15 protein-coding genes are annotated in these 13,735 nt (G+C 66.4%); 9 read left to right on the top strand and 6 right to left on the bottom strand.

Annotated elements, in window-relative coordinates:
• Positions 1–191 precede the first annotated feature (191 nt).
• From AC1RCO_RS28810 to AC1RCO_RS28795, 4 genes are read right to left on the bottom strand one after another with little or no spacing between them, the layout of a single operon-like run.
• Positions 192–983, bottom strand: coding sequence for an ABC transporter permease (locus AC1RCO_RS28810; protein ID WP_492618292.1), 792 nt, complete (start codon positions 981–983; stop codon positions 192–194).
• Positions 980–1,738 carry an ABC transporter ATP-binding protein gene (locus AC1RCO_RS28805; RefSeq protein ID WP_342404092.1) on the bottom strand — a complete coding sequence of 253 codons (759 nt, stop codon included), beginning with the start codon at positions 1,736–1,738 and terminating at the stop codon, positions 980–982. The genes AC1RCO_RS28810 and AC1RCO_RS28805 overlap by 4 nt, the downstream gene beginning before the upstream one ends.
• Positions 1,735–2,709 carry a YVTN family beta-propeller repeat protein gene (locus AC1RCO_RS28800; RefSeq protein ID WP_072444718.1) on the bottom strand — a complete coding sequence of 325 codons (975 nt, stop codon included), beginning with the start codon at positions 2,707–2,709 and terminating at the stop codon, positions 1,735–1,737. The genes AC1RCO_RS28805 and AC1RCO_RS28800 overlap by 4 nt, the downstream gene beginning before the upstream one ends.
• A 30-nt stretch (positions 2,710–2,739) precedes the next feature.
• Positions 2,740–3,924, bottom strand: a complete 1,185-nt coding sequence (locus AC1RCO_RS28795; RefSeq protein ID WP_492618291.1) for an ABC transporter substrate-binding protein — start codon at positions 3,922–3,924, stop codon at positions 2,740–2,742.
• Positions 3,925–4,043: 119 nt separating this feature from the next.
• On the opposite strand from AC1RCO_RS28795, the gene AC1RCO_RS28790 reads away from it, so the two are divergent.
• The 5 genes from AC1RCO_RS28790 to AC1RCO_RS28770 all read left to right on the top strand — a co-directional run bounded on the left by AC1RCO_RS28790 (position 4,044) and on the right by AC1RCO_RS28770 (position 6,719).
• Positions 4,044–4,202 (top strand): hypothetical protein, encoded by a 159-nt coding sequence (locus AC1RCO_RS28790; protein WP_015635009.1) that lies wholly within the window; start codon positions 4,044–4,046, stop codon positions 4,200–4,202.
• A 2-nt stretch (positions 4,203–4,204) separates the two neighbouring features.
• On the top strand, positions 4,205–5,476 hold the full coding sequence (locus AC1RCO_RS28785) for a sensor histidine kinase (protein ID WP_492618290.1): 1,272 nt from the start codon (positions 4,205–4,207) through the stop codon (positions 5,474–5,476).
• Positions 5,476–6,114, top strand: coding sequence for a response regulator (locus tag AC1RCO_RS28780; RefSeq protein ID WP_015635011.1), 639 nt, complete (start codon positions 5,476–5,478; stop codon positions 6,112–6,114). Before AC1RCO_RS28785 ends, AC1RCO_RS28780 begins: the two co-directional genes overlap by 1 nt.
• A 42-nt stretch (positions 6,115–6,156) precedes the next feature.
• Positions 6,157–6,393, top strand: a complete 237-nt coding sequence (locus tag AC1RCO_RS28775; RefSeq protein WP_041752124.1) for a ribbon-helix-helix domain-containing protein — start codon at positions 6,157–6,159, stop codon at positions 6,391–6,393.
• 101 nt (positions 6,394–6,494) lie between these two features.
• On the top strand, positions 6,495–6,719 hold the full coding sequence (locus tag AC1RCO_RS28770; RefSeq protein WP_230493603.1) for a type II toxin-antitoxin system RelE/ParE family toxin: 225 nt from the start codon (positions 6,495–6,497) through the stop codon (positions 6,717–6,719).
• Positions 6,720–7,590: 871 nt separating this feature from the next.
• Here the strand turns inward: AC1RCO_RS28770 and AC1RCO_RS28765 are convergent.
• Positions 7,591–8,250: a pentapeptide repeat-containing protein gene (locus AC1RCO_RS28765; protein WP_125063684.1), complete on the bottom strand. Its 660-nt coding sequence runs from the start codon at positions 8,248–8,250 to the stop codon at positions 7,591–7,593.
• Between the two features lie 78 nt (positions 8,251–8,328).
• Positions 8,329–10,224: a quinoprotein ethanol dehydrogenase gene (gene exaA, locus AC1RCO_RS28760; protein WP_492618289.1), complete on the bottom strand. Its 1,896-nt coding sequence runs from the start codon at positions 10,222–10,224 to the stop codon at positions 8,329–8,331.
• A gap of 254 nt (positions 10,225–10,478) precedes the next feature.
• On the opposite strand from exaA, the gene pedF reads away from it, so the two are divergent.
• From pedF to AC1RCO_RS28740, 4 genes are read left to right on the top strand one after another with little or no spacing between them, the layout of a single operon-like run.
• Positions 10,479–10,940, top strand: a complete 462-nt coding sequence (gene pedF / locus AC1RCO_RS28755; RefSeq protein ID WP_011060515.1) for a cytochrome c-550 PedF — start codon at positions 10,479–10,481, stop codon at positions 10,938–10,940.
• Positions 10,941–10,945: 5 nt separating this feature from the next.
• Complete coding sequence (locus AC1RCO_RS28750; RefSeq protein WP_492618288.1) at positions 10,946–11,821, top strand: substrate-binding periplasmic protein; 876 nt, start codon at positions 10,946–10,948, stop codon at positions 11,819–11,821.
• A gap of 8 nt (positions 11,822–11,829) precedes the next feature.
• Positions 11,830–12,594 (top strand): quinoprotein dehydrogenase-associated SoxYZ-like carrier, encoded by a 765-nt coding sequence (locus tag AC1RCO_RS28745; RefSeq protein ID WP_492618287.1) that lies wholly within the window; start codon positions 11,830–11,832, stop codon positions 12,592–12,594.
• A gap of 35 nt (positions 12,595–12,629) precedes the next feature.
• A complete protein-coding gene (locus AC1RCO_RS28740) occupies positions 12,630–13,559 on the top strand; it encodes a quinoprotein relay system zinc metallohydrolase 1 (protein WP_492618286.1) in 930 nt (309 codons plus the stop codon).
• Positions 13,560–13,735 lie beyond the last annotated feature (176 nt).

Here is a 13,735-nt window from a genome sequence, read left to right as displayed (position 1 = left end):
GGCAGGGCCTTTTGTGAATGCGACCATCGACAGCAAAAGCAGTACCAAAGTCGTAGATCGCCCATGGGCAAGCGCTGTGTAGGAGCCGGCTTGCCGGCGAAAGGGGCCTGGGGTCTGGCGTTGGGATTGCGGGCCTGTTCGCTGGCAAGCCAGCTCCTACGTTGGGTGGAGGTGGGTGGCAGGATGGTGGCTCAGGTGTTTTTGCGCAGGGCGGCGTGCTGGGGGTTGAAGGTCAGCACCGCCAGCAGGGAGAACACCAGGGTCAGGCCCAGGCACACCGCCAGGGCCAGGAGGTTGAGGCGTTGATACAGGGCAAAGCGCACCAGTTCCACGGCGTGGGTGAAGGGGTTGAGGGCGCACAGCCAGTACAGCCAGGGGCTGGCTTCGAGCATCTTCCACAGCGGGTACAGCGCCGAGGACAGGAAGAACAGCGGGAAGATCACGAAGTTCATCACCCCGGCAAAGTTCTCCAGCTGGCGGATGGCGTTGGACAGCAGCAGGCCCAGGGCGCTGAGCATCAGGGCCACCAGCAGCAGCGCCGGCAGCGCGGCCAGCAGGCCCATGGCCGGCGGTTGCACGCCATACAGCCAGGCCACGGCGAGGAAGGCGTAGACCTGCAGCAGCGAGATCAGCGAGGTGGCCAACAGCTTGCTGGCCAGCAGGAAGGCCCGGGGCAGGGGGCTGGTGAGCAGCACGCGCATGCTGCCCATTTCCCGGTCGTAGACCATCGACAGCGAGCCCTGCATGCCGTTGAACAGCAGGATCATGCAGGCCAGCCCCGGGACGATGTAGACCTCGTAGGGAATGTAGGTGCTGTAGGGCTCGATGATGGCGATGCCCAGGGCCGCGCGAAAGCCGGCGGCAAACACCAGCAGCCATAGCAGGGGCCGCACCAGGGCACTGAGAAAACGCGTGCGCTGCAGCACGAAGCGCAGCCATTCGCGCAGCACGATGCCGCGCAGGCACTGCCAGTAGGCGTTCATGCAAGCGGTTCTCCGATCGGGGCCGGGCGTGGCAGGGGATTCTGGGTCAGGCGGGCGAAGGCCGCGCCCAGGTCGCCGCCCTGCTGCTGGCTGATGGTGCCGGCCACGCCACTGGCCACCAGGCGCCCCTGATGCAGGATCAGCAACTGGTCGTCGGCCTGCACCTCATCCAGCAGGTGGGTGGTCCAGAGCACGCTCAGACGCTGTTCCTGGCACAGCTGGCGAATGTGCCGGTTGAGCGCCAGGCGGCTGGCGGGGTCGAGGCCGGCGCTGGCTTCATCGAGCAGCAGCAGGCGCGGTTCATGCAGCAGGGCGCGGGCGATCTCCACCCGTCGGCGGTGGCCGCCATTGAGGGCGCGCACGCTATCCCGGCGCCGTTCGCTCAAGCCCTGGCGCGCCAGTTCGGCGTCGATCCGCGCCTGCCCCTGGCGCCGTGACAGGCCATGCAGCGCGGCGTGGTAGTGCAGGTTCTGCTCCACGCTCAGGTCCAGGTCCAGTGTGCTTTGCTGGAACACCACGCCGAGCTGGCGCAGGGCGGCCCGGGCGGCGTTGCGCAGCGAGCAGCCGCCGACGCGGATGTCGCCCTGCTGCAGGTCGTAGAGCCTTGTGAGCAGGGCGATCAGGGTCGACTTGCCGGCGCCGTTGGGCCCCAGCAGCGCGGCAAAGCGCCCGGGAGCCAGGCTCAGGCTGACCTGATCGAGGGCCTGGCGCGGGCCGTAGGCGAAGCTCAGCTGGCTGACCTCCAGGGCGTTCATGGGGTCACCACCACGCCCCAGGGATAGCGCCCGACCTTCACCGACTTGAGCACCTTGAGGCTGTTCACGTCGATCACCGAAACATCGCCGCTGACCCCGTTGGTGGCCAGCAACTGGCTCTGGTCCGGGGTGAATGCCAGCTGCCAGACCCGCCGCCCCACCAGCAGGTAGTCGAGGATCTCGTAGGTCTTGGCGTCGATCACCGCCACGTGGTTGGCCGGGCCCAGGGCGACGAAGGCGTACTTGCCGTCGGCGCTGAGCTTGATGCCCACCGGCTGCACCTTGTCCGGGTGCACGCCCTTGATCTTGAAGTTCAGGGTCTTGAGCACCTGGCGCGTGGCCACGTCGAGGATGGTCACGGTGCCGCCGATTTCCGCCGAGGCCCAAAGCCTTGAGCCGTCCTGGTTGAACTCGACGAAGCGCGGGCGCTGGTCCACCAGGGTGCTGTCGGCCAGGGTCTGGGTGCTGGTGTCGATCCAGTGCAGCATGTTGGTGGTTTCGCTGGTGTTCACCGCCCACTTGCCGTCGGGGCTCACCGCCATGCCTTCGGGCTCGACCCCGACGTTGATCTGGCCGAGGACCTTGGCGGTCTCGGTGTCGATCACCGTGACCAGCGCATCGTCCTCGTTGGACACGTACAGCCAGCGGTTGTTGGGGTGCAGGGCGAACTGCTCGGGGTCCTTGCCGGAGGGCAGCTCCTTGATGATCTTGCGGGTCGACACGTCCATCACCTGGACCCGGTCCGAATCGCTGGCGCAGATGTACAGCAGCTTATTGTCATGGGACAGCAGCAACCCCCGCGGGCGCTGACCCACCGGCAGGGTCTCGGTGACTTCCAGGGTCTGCAGGTCGATCAGGCTCAGGCTGTTGTCCTTTTCATTGGAGACCCAGGCCGTGGCGGCCATGGCGTGCCCGGCGGCGAGCAGCAGGCCCGCGCAGAGGGCGGAGCGGCAGAGAAGGGGGCGGCGCATGGCGGATTCCTTGTTGTTGTGGTTATGGGATCAGGGGTAGCGGCAGGTCACTTCGGGGCGGTCGTAGCCCAGGCTGTCCATTTCGTTGAAGGGGTGCAGGAAACCGTCCTGGGGCGAGGTGCTGACCAGGGCCCGGGGCTGTACCAGGGGAATCGGCTGGCGCAGTTCACCGTTCCACGGCCGGTAGCTGAGCTTGCGGCCCTTGAACCCGTCCAGGGGCAACTGCTCGCTGAGCAGCAGGGTCTGCAGGGCCCGAGGGTCGGCCTGGCGCAGTTTGCTCACCGCGCTGGCGACGCTGCGCACGGCCATCCAGGCGGCGAAGTCGCGGTCGTTCATCCAGCGTCCGGCCTGGGCTTCGAAGCGCTTTTGCAGTTGCGCGGCGCCGAAGGTTTCCACGCTCTTGTGCCAGCCGGTGGGGGTCAGGCCCTGGGTGCCGGCCACCGGGCGCGGGAACCAGGTCTGGTAGGGCAGGTATTCGCCGAAGTCGCCGCGCTCGTCGGCCACCAGCACCACGTCGTATTCGGCGGTCTGGGTGAACAGCGGCATGTCGGCCTGGGCGCTGCGGCGCTGGTCGTTGTCGAAGGTCCAGTCTTTCTCGGCGACCAGCTTCACGCCGAAGCGCTGGGTGGCCCGGCGCAGGGCATCGGCGTAGGCCCGGTCATCCTCGGTCTGGCCGACGATCAGCAAGGCCCGTTGCCATTTGCGCAGCACCATGAACTGCACCAGGGCGTCGGCCAGCATCGCCCGGCCGGGCAGGCTGTGCAGCACGTTGCCCAGGCACTGGCTGCTGCGCAGGGCGTCGTCGGGGCTGCCGGCGTTGAACAAGAGGCTGTCGGGCAGGGCGGCGGACAACTCCCGCAGGCTGGCCGCCGGGGCATTCACCACGAACAGCCGCAGGCCCTGGTCATGCTGGGCCTTGGCGGCTTGCAGCAGCGCCTCGGGGCTGTCGACGCTGGCGCTGTCGAGCTGGAACTGCTGCTTGAGAAAGCGTCCGGTGCTGTTGCTGTCGACAATCGCCAGCTGCGCGCCCTGCAGCCCGGCGTCGGCAGGCTCGGGAATGATGTTGGACAGCAGCGGGCCGGGGTCGGGGCGATAGCCCAGGTAGCCGATGCGCACCTGTAACGGTTCCTCGCCGGCCTGGCTCGCGGCCAGGGGCAACAGGACCGAGGCCAGGGCCAGCAGGCAGGTTGGGATAAGCGGGGCAGGCTGGTGCATAAGGCACTCCACGGCAGGTGGCGCCAGCATAGGAAGAGTACCGGGGCGGGGAAATATGCAGAAAGTAGCGCCCGGGCAGTACCAAGGTAGTAACCCGGCGCGGGTGCGGCGGTCTTAGCATGGTTGCAGCGGCCCCGACCCTGGAGAACACCGTCATGCGCATCCTCAAATTGCTGCTGTTGCCGTTACTGCTGATCCTCAGCCTGATCGGCGTCGACCGTCTGCACGGCCCGCGCCCGGTGCTGCCCCAAGCGCTGCCGTTGGTGCCGGGGCGCTAGGCATGTCGGCACTGTGGCGGATCAACCTGTGGGTCACGGCATTCTTTGCCGTGGTGACCCTGGCCTGCGCCGCCTTGCTGCTGCATCAGGCGGTGGCCGATGTCGAGCGTGAGTTGCAGTCCGCCGAGGCGGTGGTGGAGTACCTCAGCGACAGCGCCGCGCGCAACCCGGCGGGCCTGCAACCGCACCTGACCCAGAGCCTGCGCCATGTACGGGTGCACTGGCTGGCGGCGGACGAGGCGGCCCGCATGCCGGAAGAGGCCGGGCTGGACGCCTGGCTCGGCCGCCAGCTGTTCAGCGAGCGCCGCCACAGCGCCCGCGAGCTGGACCTGGGCGACGGCCGCCGAGTGCTGATCGCCGTGGACGCGCGGGATGAGATCGACGAAGTCTGGGAGTCCCTGCAACAGCTCTTGAGCCTGTGCGGCCTGGCCCTGTTCCTGAGCCTGCTGACCATCCGTTGGGCCGTGCGCCGCGGCATGGGCTTGCTGGATGATTTGCTGCGGGCCTTGCAGCAGGTGTCCGGCGGGCAACTGGCGGTGCGCCTGCGCGAAGCTGGCCTGCCGGAAGCGCGGCAACTGGCCGGGCACTTCAACCGCATGACCGCGACCCTGGAACAGACCCGCGCCGACAACGCGCAACTGACCCAGGCCCTGCTGGCGGTGCAGGAGCGCGAGCGCACCTACCTGGCGCAGACCCTGCACGACGACCTCGGGCAATACCTGGCGGGCATCCGCGCCCAGGTCTGCCTGCTGCGCATGGTGGCCGACCAGCCGACGGTGGTGGAGCACACGGCCCAGGCCCTGGAGCTCAACTGCGAGCGCTTGCAGCAAGGCTTTCGCGCCCTGGTGCAGGACCTGTACCCGGTGGTGCTGCAGCACCTGCCGCTGGCCGAAGCCTTCGGTTTGCTGGTGAGCCAATGGCAGGACAGCCAGGGCATCGACTGCCAATTGCGGGTCGGCGCCGACCTGCCAGCGTTGCCCAGCGCCAGCAAGACCCACCTCTACCGCCTGCTGCAAGAAGCGCTGACCAATGTCGCCCGGCACGCCGACGCCAGCCAGGTACGGGTGCGCCTGCAACGCAGCGCCCGGGGCCTGCGCCTGCTGGTGCGCGACAACGGTTGCGGCGCGCGCCAGCCCCAGCGCCCCGGCGTCGGCCTGCACTCGATGGCCGAGCGGGCCCGCAGCCTGGGCGGCGAACTGCACATCCTCAGCCGTCCCGGCGCCGGTTGGGCACTGGCCTTGAACATGCCCCTGAACATGCCCATGGAGGCCTGATGAACATCTTGTTGGTGGATGACCACGCCGTGGTCCGCCAGGGTTACGCCAGCCTGCTGCGCGCGGTATTGCCGGCGATGCAGGTGCGCGAAGCGGCCAGCGGCGAAGAGGCCCTGGCCCGGGTCGCCGAAGAAGTGCCGCAGCTGGTGATCATGGATTTCGGCCTGCCGGGCATCAGCGGCCTGGAGACCACCCGCCGCCTGCGCCAGCGCCTGCCGCAGCTGCGGGTGCTGTTTTTCAGCATGCACGACGAACTGCCCCTGGTGCGCCAGGCCCTGGAGGCGGGAGCCTCGGGCTACCTGACCAAGAACTCCGCGCCCCAGGTGCTGATCGAAGCGGTGCACCGTGTGCTGGCCGGGCACGCCTACATCGAACAGCCCCTGGCCACGCAACTGGCCTGCACCCCGGCGCAGAACAGCAGCGACCCGCGTTTGCAGAGCATGACCCAGCGCGAGCTGGAGATCTTCGTGATGCTGGCCAAGGGCACCCCGGCGCGGGTGATTGCCGAGCAGCTGTGCATCAGCGCCAAGACTGTGTCCAACCACCTGACCTTGCTCAAGAGCAAGCTGCAGGTCAGCTCCCATGCGGAGTTGGTGCATTTGGGGATTGATATGGGGGTGGTGCGGGTGGCGGGGTGAGGGGGTATGGTTTGGCAAATTTTGTCAAAAGCGGACAAAGCCATGAGCACCATGAACATCTCCCTGCCGGACGCTCTCAAGTCCTTTGTCGATGATCAAGTCAGCCAGCGCGGCTACAGCACCAGCAGTGAATATGTGTGTGAGCTGATTCGCAAGGATCAGGATCGGCAACATCTGCGTGGCCTGTTGTTGGCCGGTGCTCAATCGGCGCCGGGCACTGCTGTGCAGGGTGACTATTTCGAATCCCTGCGTGCCAGGGTTCACAAGGCGCGAGGATGAAAGCCAAGCCGGTCATGCCACGTGCCCTTGCCAGCCATGACGTGGGAGGCGCTATCAGCGACTAGCTTGACCAACAGGCCGAGCAGGCTGCGCTCGGTTTTATCGATGCTTTGGAAAAGGCCTATCTTCATATCGGCCGCCATCCGGCCTTGGGTATGTCTCGCTACGCCCACGAGCTGGATCTGCCGGGGGTGCTTTGCTTGCCGCTGAAGCGCTGTCCCTATCTGGTGTTCTACGTTGAACGCGATGACTACATCGACGTATGGCGGGTTTTGCATGGTATGCGGGACTTTCCTGAGTGGTTGGCTGAAGGTGTTTTCCGGTAGTGGTGGGGGATGTTGGGGGCTTTTTGTGGTGAGGGGGTGGGGTGTATATCCGTTGCTGTGGGTGTGGCTGCTGGTGGTTTCGTCTTGATGGTTTGGGGTTTGGGTACATATCCATTGCTGCGGTAACGGCCACTTAGGGTTTCGCCCTTACGGCGACTCACTTTTTTCAAACGCCGGAGTGCCGGCCCAGCAAAAAGTAAGCAAAAACGCTTGCCCCTCCATGGGCCCCTCGCTGAGGCTCGGTGTTCCCTCGCTTCGGCATTGCTCCGGGGGCCGCCGCCAACCGGCCATCCATGGCCGGGTGGCGGCTAGCTCGGCATCCCTGCCGAGCTGCCCCCTACGCAACGCCTACGCTCGGCCGGCTGGGAAGGGGCCTGAAGATCAAGAGCAAAAGCAAAAGCAAAGCGCGTTTTACGCGCTGTTCGTAGGAGCCGGCTTGCCGGCGAAGAGGCCCGTGAGACATGCATCGCCTGGGCCGACGTCTTCGCTGGCAAGCCAGCTCCTACAGGAGGTGGTGGGAGGGACAGCCCATTCCATCTTCAGGCCGGCCGCAACGCCGCCGTCAGATTTTGCTTTTGCTTTTGCTTTTGCTTTTGATCTGCTTGCCCCCTTAGACACGATGGCCGAACGCAGGCATTGAGCCGTGGGTAACCCGGCAGGGATGCCGGGTTAGCCGCCACCCGGCCATGGATGGCCGGTGGCGGCGGCCCACGGAGCAATGCCGGAGTGAGGGCATGCCGAGCCTAGGCGAGGCACCGAGTGGAGGGGCAGAAGCGTTTTGCTCACCTTTTGCGCTTTTCAAAAGTGAGTCGCTGTAAGAGCGAAACCCTAAGTGGCCGTTACCGCAGCAACGGATATGTACACATCCCCCTCACTTATCCCAACTCCCCGGACACCCCACACACCCCTCCATATTGGCATCCTGAAAATTCCCATAGTGCTGCCGCGCCCCGCGCAGGTCGGCGCGTTCCAGATTGCTCTCGCCAAACTTGGCCTCCTGCAGATTGGCATCGCTCAGATCGGCCCCTTGCAGATCCGCCTTGCTCAACCAGGCCATCTCCAGGTCCGCCGCCCGCAGTTTGGCCTGGTGCAGCTTGGCCCCGGACAGGCGGGCAAATTGCAGGTAGGCCGCGCTGAGGTCGGCTTTTTCGAATTGCGCGCCCTGGGCAAACAGGCCCCAGCCCTGGATCGCCATCAGCTTGGCGTCGGTGAAGTCCGCCAGCCGCAGGTTGCTCTGTTGCAGGCTGGCGCGGGTCAGGTTGGCGCCTTGCAGGCGGGCCTTTTCCAGGTTGGCCAGGTCCAGCTGGGCGTGGCGCAGGTCGGCGCCGGAGAGGTCGGCGCCGGCCAGGTTCATCTTGCGCAGGTCCTGGTTGGCGAGGTTAGCGCCACGCAGGTTGGCGCCGGGGCATTGGCTGGATTCGGCGATCAGGCAGCCGTTGACGGTCAGCGGTACATCGTTGCCGTCGTCGTCGACATTCATTGCCAAGGCGGGGGAGAGGCTCAGCAGCAGGGCCAGTGGCAGGTAGTTCATGGTGCGGTTCTCCAGGCGGGAGTGAAGGCGGGTGTGGCGAGGGAGCGGGCTCCCTCGCCACAGACAAGGCGGGGATGATCAGCGTTGGGCGGTCTTGTTATCCCAGCTCGGGATCTTGAACACCCAGAACGAGCCGCCTTGGGCCACCGGCTTGGTCAGTTCGGCCATGTCGCCGCCCCACAGCGGCACCGCGCCGCCGTAGCCCACGGTCACGCCGATGTACTGCTCGCCATCCTGTTCCCAGGTGATGGGCGGCGAGACGATGCCGCTGCCGGTCTGGAATTTCCACAGCTCCTTGCCGGTCTTGGCGTCGAAGGCCTTGAAGAAGCCGTCGCCGGTGCCGGTGAACACCAGGTTGCCCTTGGTCGCCAGGACGCCAGCCCACAGCGGCAGGTGTTCCTTGTGCTCCCAGACCAGCTTGCCGGTGGTCGGGTCCATGGCGCGCAGGGTGCCGACGTGGTCGTCGTACATGCGCTTGATACGGAACCCCATGCCCAGGTAGGCCGAGCCTTTCTTGTAGTTCACTTCCTCGGTCCAGTACTCCTCCTTCCACTGGTTGCCGGGGATGTAGAACAGCCCGGTGTCCTGGCTGTAGGCCATGGGGTTCCAGTTCTTGCCACCCAGGAACGGCGGCGAGACTTCCACCGGCTTGCCCTTGGTTTCACCCGGCAGCGGCTTGGCCGGACGCTGGCCTGCGTTTTCCACCGGGCGCCCGGTCTTGAGGTCGATGTGGCTGGCCCAGGTGATGTTGTCGACGAAGGGGAACGCGTTCTGCAATTTGCCGTTGTTGCGGTCCACCACGTAGAAGAAGCCGTTGCGGTCGGCGTGGCCGGTGGCCTTGACCACCTTGCCGTCCTTGCCCTTGTAGTCGAACAGCACCAGTTCGTTGTTGCCGGAGAAGTCCCAGGCGTCGTTCGGCGTGTGCTGGTAGAACCATTTCACTTCGCCGGTGCTCGGGTCGACGCCGACCTGGCCCGAGGTGTACAGGCTGTCGTAGTCGTGGGGGTTGCCGTCCTTGGCGGTGCGCGCCCAGGTGTTCCACGGCCCGGGGTTGCCGGCGCCGACGATGATGGTGTTGGTTTCGGCATCGAAGCTGGCGCTCTGCCAAGGGGCGCCGCCGCCGTGGCTCCAGGCTTCGACCTTGCCGGTTTCGGTGGTCTTGTCGTCGGGCCAGGACGGCGCCTTGACGTCGCCGGTGGGGGTGCTGTCCTTGCCGTTCAGGCGGCCCATGTGGCCTTCGACGAAGGGCCGCATCCACACCTCTTCGCCGGTCTCCGGGTCGCGGGCGAACAGCTGGCCGACCACGCCGAATTCATCGCCCGAGCTGCCGTGGATCAGCAGCACCTTGCCGCTGGTCTTGTCCTTGATCAGCACCGGGGCGCCGGTCATGGTGTAGCCGGCGCTGTGGTCGCCGAACTTCTTGTTCCACACCACCTTGCCGGTGTTCTTGTCCAGGGCGATGACCCGGGCGTCGAGGGTGCCGAAGTAGATCTTGTCGCCGTAGATCGCCGCGCCGCGGTTGACCACGTCGCAGCACGGGCGAATGTTGTCCGGCAGGCGGTGGTTGTAGGTCCACAGGCGCTTGCCGCTCTTGGCGTCCAGGGCGAACACCCGCGAGTAGGAGCCGGTGACGTAGACCACGCCGTCGCGGACGATGGCCTGGGATTCCTGGCCGCGCTGCTTCTCGTCGCCGAAGGAGTAGGACCAGGCCGGGGTCAGCTTGAACACGTTCTTGTCGTTGACCTGGGCCAGGGGGCTCCAGCGCTGGGCGTTGGTGCCCATGCCGTACTGCAGTACGTCCTTGGTGGTCAGGTGGTCGTTGGCGATGTCTTCCCAGGTCACGTTCTTGCCGGCAGGTGCCGCCGGGGCGGTGGCCGCTGTGGCCGCCGCGCCCAGGGACAGGCTGCCGGCCAGCAGCAGGGCCTGGACGGCAAGGCTCAGGGGGGAGAGGGCGGGTAGCGATCTTATTGTCATGGTTGCGGTTCCCAGTGGAGGTTTTGGCCTGACTAGGGTCTGCCGCGCGAGGCGCTTTGAGATACGGAAAAAGTCCCGCCCTTGCCGGGAATAGTTCCCGGGCGGCACCTGATTTAGGCCTGCGCCACAAGCCCTACTACCAAGGGAGTAGGGCGCGGCCACCAAAGCAGCATACGGCCGCCCTCCGGCTGTTTCTAAGATGGCGCCATGGCCTCTGTAGCTGAGGTCTTGCGTGCAATCTTGAGGGCATAACAATGACAACAAAACGCAACGCCTTGCTCGCGGTAGGGCTGCTGACCGGTGCCTTGGCCACTGGTGCCGTATGGGCCCATGGCAACGTGGTGCCCCAGGCGGTGGAAACCAAGGGCCTGACGCCGATCAAGGATGCCGGGGTGAGCGTCGATGGCGACGGCTGGGCCGCGGTCAACCCGTACCGCACCTCGCCCGAGCACGACAAGGCGGTGGAAATCGGCGCCTCGGCCTACAACCAGAACTGCGCCGCCTGCCATGGCCTGGAAGCCAAGTCCGGCGGTATCGCTCCAGACCTGCGCATGCTCGACGCCGGCGAAGCCGGGGATGAATGGTTCGTCGAGCGGGTGCGCCACGGCGCGGTGCGCGATGGCCGGGTGTACATGCCGAAGATGGCCGATTACCTGAGCCAGGAAGCCCTGTGGGCGGTGCGCACCTATCTGGACAGCGTGCGCGTCGAGGAGTGATCGCCATGGGCCGCTTCGCCCTGTTCCTGGTTGGCCTGCTGCTGTGTTGCGCCACGGCCCAGGCCGAGGTGCGCAACTACGACACGATGATCGCCTCCGGTGAACTGAAGGTGGCGGTGTACGAGGATTTTGCCCCCTACAGCTTCGAGGACCAGGGCCAGCCCCGAGGCGTCGATGTGGAGCTGGCGCAAGCCCTGGCCGAGGCCCTGGGGGTGCGCCTGCAACTGATCTGGGCGCCCCCGGGGGAGAAACTCGACGACGATTTGCGCGACTACATCTGGCGTGGCAGCCCGCTGCGCCACCAGCAGTTGGCCGACCTGATGATGCGCGTGCCCTACGACCACGACTACGCGCAAAAGCGCAACGAACTGGGGGAGCTGGCCAACGATCACGTGGTGATGTTCGGCCCCTATCAGGAGGAGCGCTGGCAGGTGGCATTCGACCGCCGCCGGCTGGATTCGGTGGCCAGTGTCGCGGTGTTCCAGGAGCACCCCATTGGCGTCGAGGTGGACAGCGTGCCGTCGTTCTACCTGACCTCGGTGTTCAACGGCATGCTCAGTGCCAAGACCCACCATTACCCCAGCGTGCAACAGGCGTTCGGCGCCTTGCGGGCCGGGCAGGTGGACGCGGTGATGGCCATGCGCGGCGAGATCGACTGGCAGTTGCATAAGGCCGGCGACCCGCAACTGGCCCTGGCGGAAAACGCCTACCCGAACATGGGCAAGCAGGTGTGGGAGATCGGCATGGCGGTGCATGAAAGCAACCGCCAGCTGGCCTATGCCGTGGAAGAGGCCCTGGAAGGGTTGATCCGCGACGGTCGCCTGCAGGCGCTGTACGCCCGTTATGGCCTGCGTTACGAGGTCCCACAGATGTATCAATAGGAGCTGCGATGAACTGGCGAGCGACCTGTCTGCTGGCGTGCTGGCTGCCCTTGGCGACCCCGGCGCTGGCCGCCGATCCGCAGGCCCCGGACCCGGTGCCTTCGGTGATGTGGGCCTTCTACCACAAGCAATTGCTGGGGGGCGCGGCGTTCGTCTTCGATGACCGGGTCAAGTTGCTGGCGCCGCCCTTTGCCGAGGATGCGCGGCAGGTGCCCCTGGAAATCGACGCCCGGGCCTTCACCGGCGATGTGGTGCGCATCCTCGCTTGGGCCGAGCTCAACCCCTTGCCGCGCATCGTCGATTTCGAGCCGGGGGAGCGGGTGCTGCCCTGGCTGTCGATCCGCATCCGTATCGAGCAGGCCACGCCGCTGCGCGCCGCGGTGCTGACCCGCGATGGCCTGTGGCACGTGGGTTCGACCCTGATCGATGCCGCGGGCGGCGGCTGTACCGCCCCCAGCGTGGTGCGCACCCAGCCCGGCTGGGAAGAGCACATCGGCGAGGTGCTGGGCGGGCGTTATCCCCGTGGGGATGCCAGCCGCCTGCGCCTGCAAGTGTCCCACCCGATGGACAACGGCCTGGTCAGCGGCATCCCTGAGTTCTTTCTCAACCACGCCGAATTGCGCGACCAGAACGATCAGCGCCTGGCCAGCCTCGAACTGTTCCCGGCGGTCAGCGAAAACCCCAACCTGGGGTTCGATATCCAGGGGCCGGGGCAGACCCGCTTGCTGTTGCGCGACAACAGCGGCAACCAGTTCGAGGCCAGGCTGCCCTGACCGCATCCTTTGACCCACCCGAGCCGAGGCGCGCCATGCGTTGGATCCTGCTGTTGCTGCTGTGCCTGGGCCTGCCGGCCCGGGCCAACCTGGACTATTCACTCAAGCCCCGGCAGATCGCCGCGGGCACCTGGCTGCTGGAAGGCAGCACCGACAACTTCGCCAAGGCCAATGGCGGCAATATCGTCAATAGCGGGTTCATCGTCACCGACAGCGGGGTGGTGGTGATCGACAGCGGGCCGTCGAAACGCTACGGCGAAGCCTTGCGCCGGGCGATTGCCGCCACCACCGACAAGCCGGTGATCCAGCTGCTGCTGACCCACCATCACCCCGACCATGTGTTGGGCAACCAGGCCTTTGGCGACGTGCCCATCGGCGCCCTGGCCGGCACCGGCGACCTGTTGCGCCAGCAGGGCGAGGCCATGGCCGAGAACATGTACCGCATGGTCGGCGACTGGATGCGCGGCACCGAGGTGGTGCTGCCGACCCAGGTGCTTGAGCCCGGGGTGCTTGAGGTGGGCGGGCATCGCTTGCGCTTGCTGGGCCTGAGTGGGCACACCGGCGCTGATCTGGCGATTCTCGACGAGAACACCGGGGTGCTGTTTGCCGGTGACCTGGTGTTCTACGAGCGCGCGCTGACCACCCCCAACAGCCCGGGGCTCGGGGTCTGGCTCGAGGACCTGGACACCTTGCAGGCCTTGCCGTGGAAACTGATCGTGCCTGGCCATGGCCCGGTGGCGACGGATGCCCGGCCCTTTGCCCAGATGCGCGACTACCTGGGCTGGCTGGACGGGTTGATGCGCGACGGCGCCGCCCAGGGCGACGACATGGCGGAGATGATCCGCCGCCCGATCCCCGAGCGTTTTGCCGGCATCAGCCTGACCCGCTATGAGCTGATCCGCAGCGTCAGCCACCTGTACCCGCGTTACGAACGCCAGCGCCTGCAGCGTATCGACGGCCTGTAGGCGCCGGCTTGCCGACGATGGCGATCTTGCGGGCCTCTTCGCTGGCAAGCCAGCTCCTACGGTAGGCAGGTATATCGCGTGGGGCTTTGTAGGAGCCGGCTTGCCGGCGAAGGCGGTCTTGCGGGCCCCTTCGCTGGCAAGCCAGCTTTTACGGTAGGCAGGGAGATCGGGTGGGG

Source organism: Pseudomonas sp. GW823-FHT03E05 (assembly GCF_058796855.1).
Note: the sequence above shows the minus strand (reverse complement) of the source record. Positions and strands in the feature narration are given on the sequence as shown.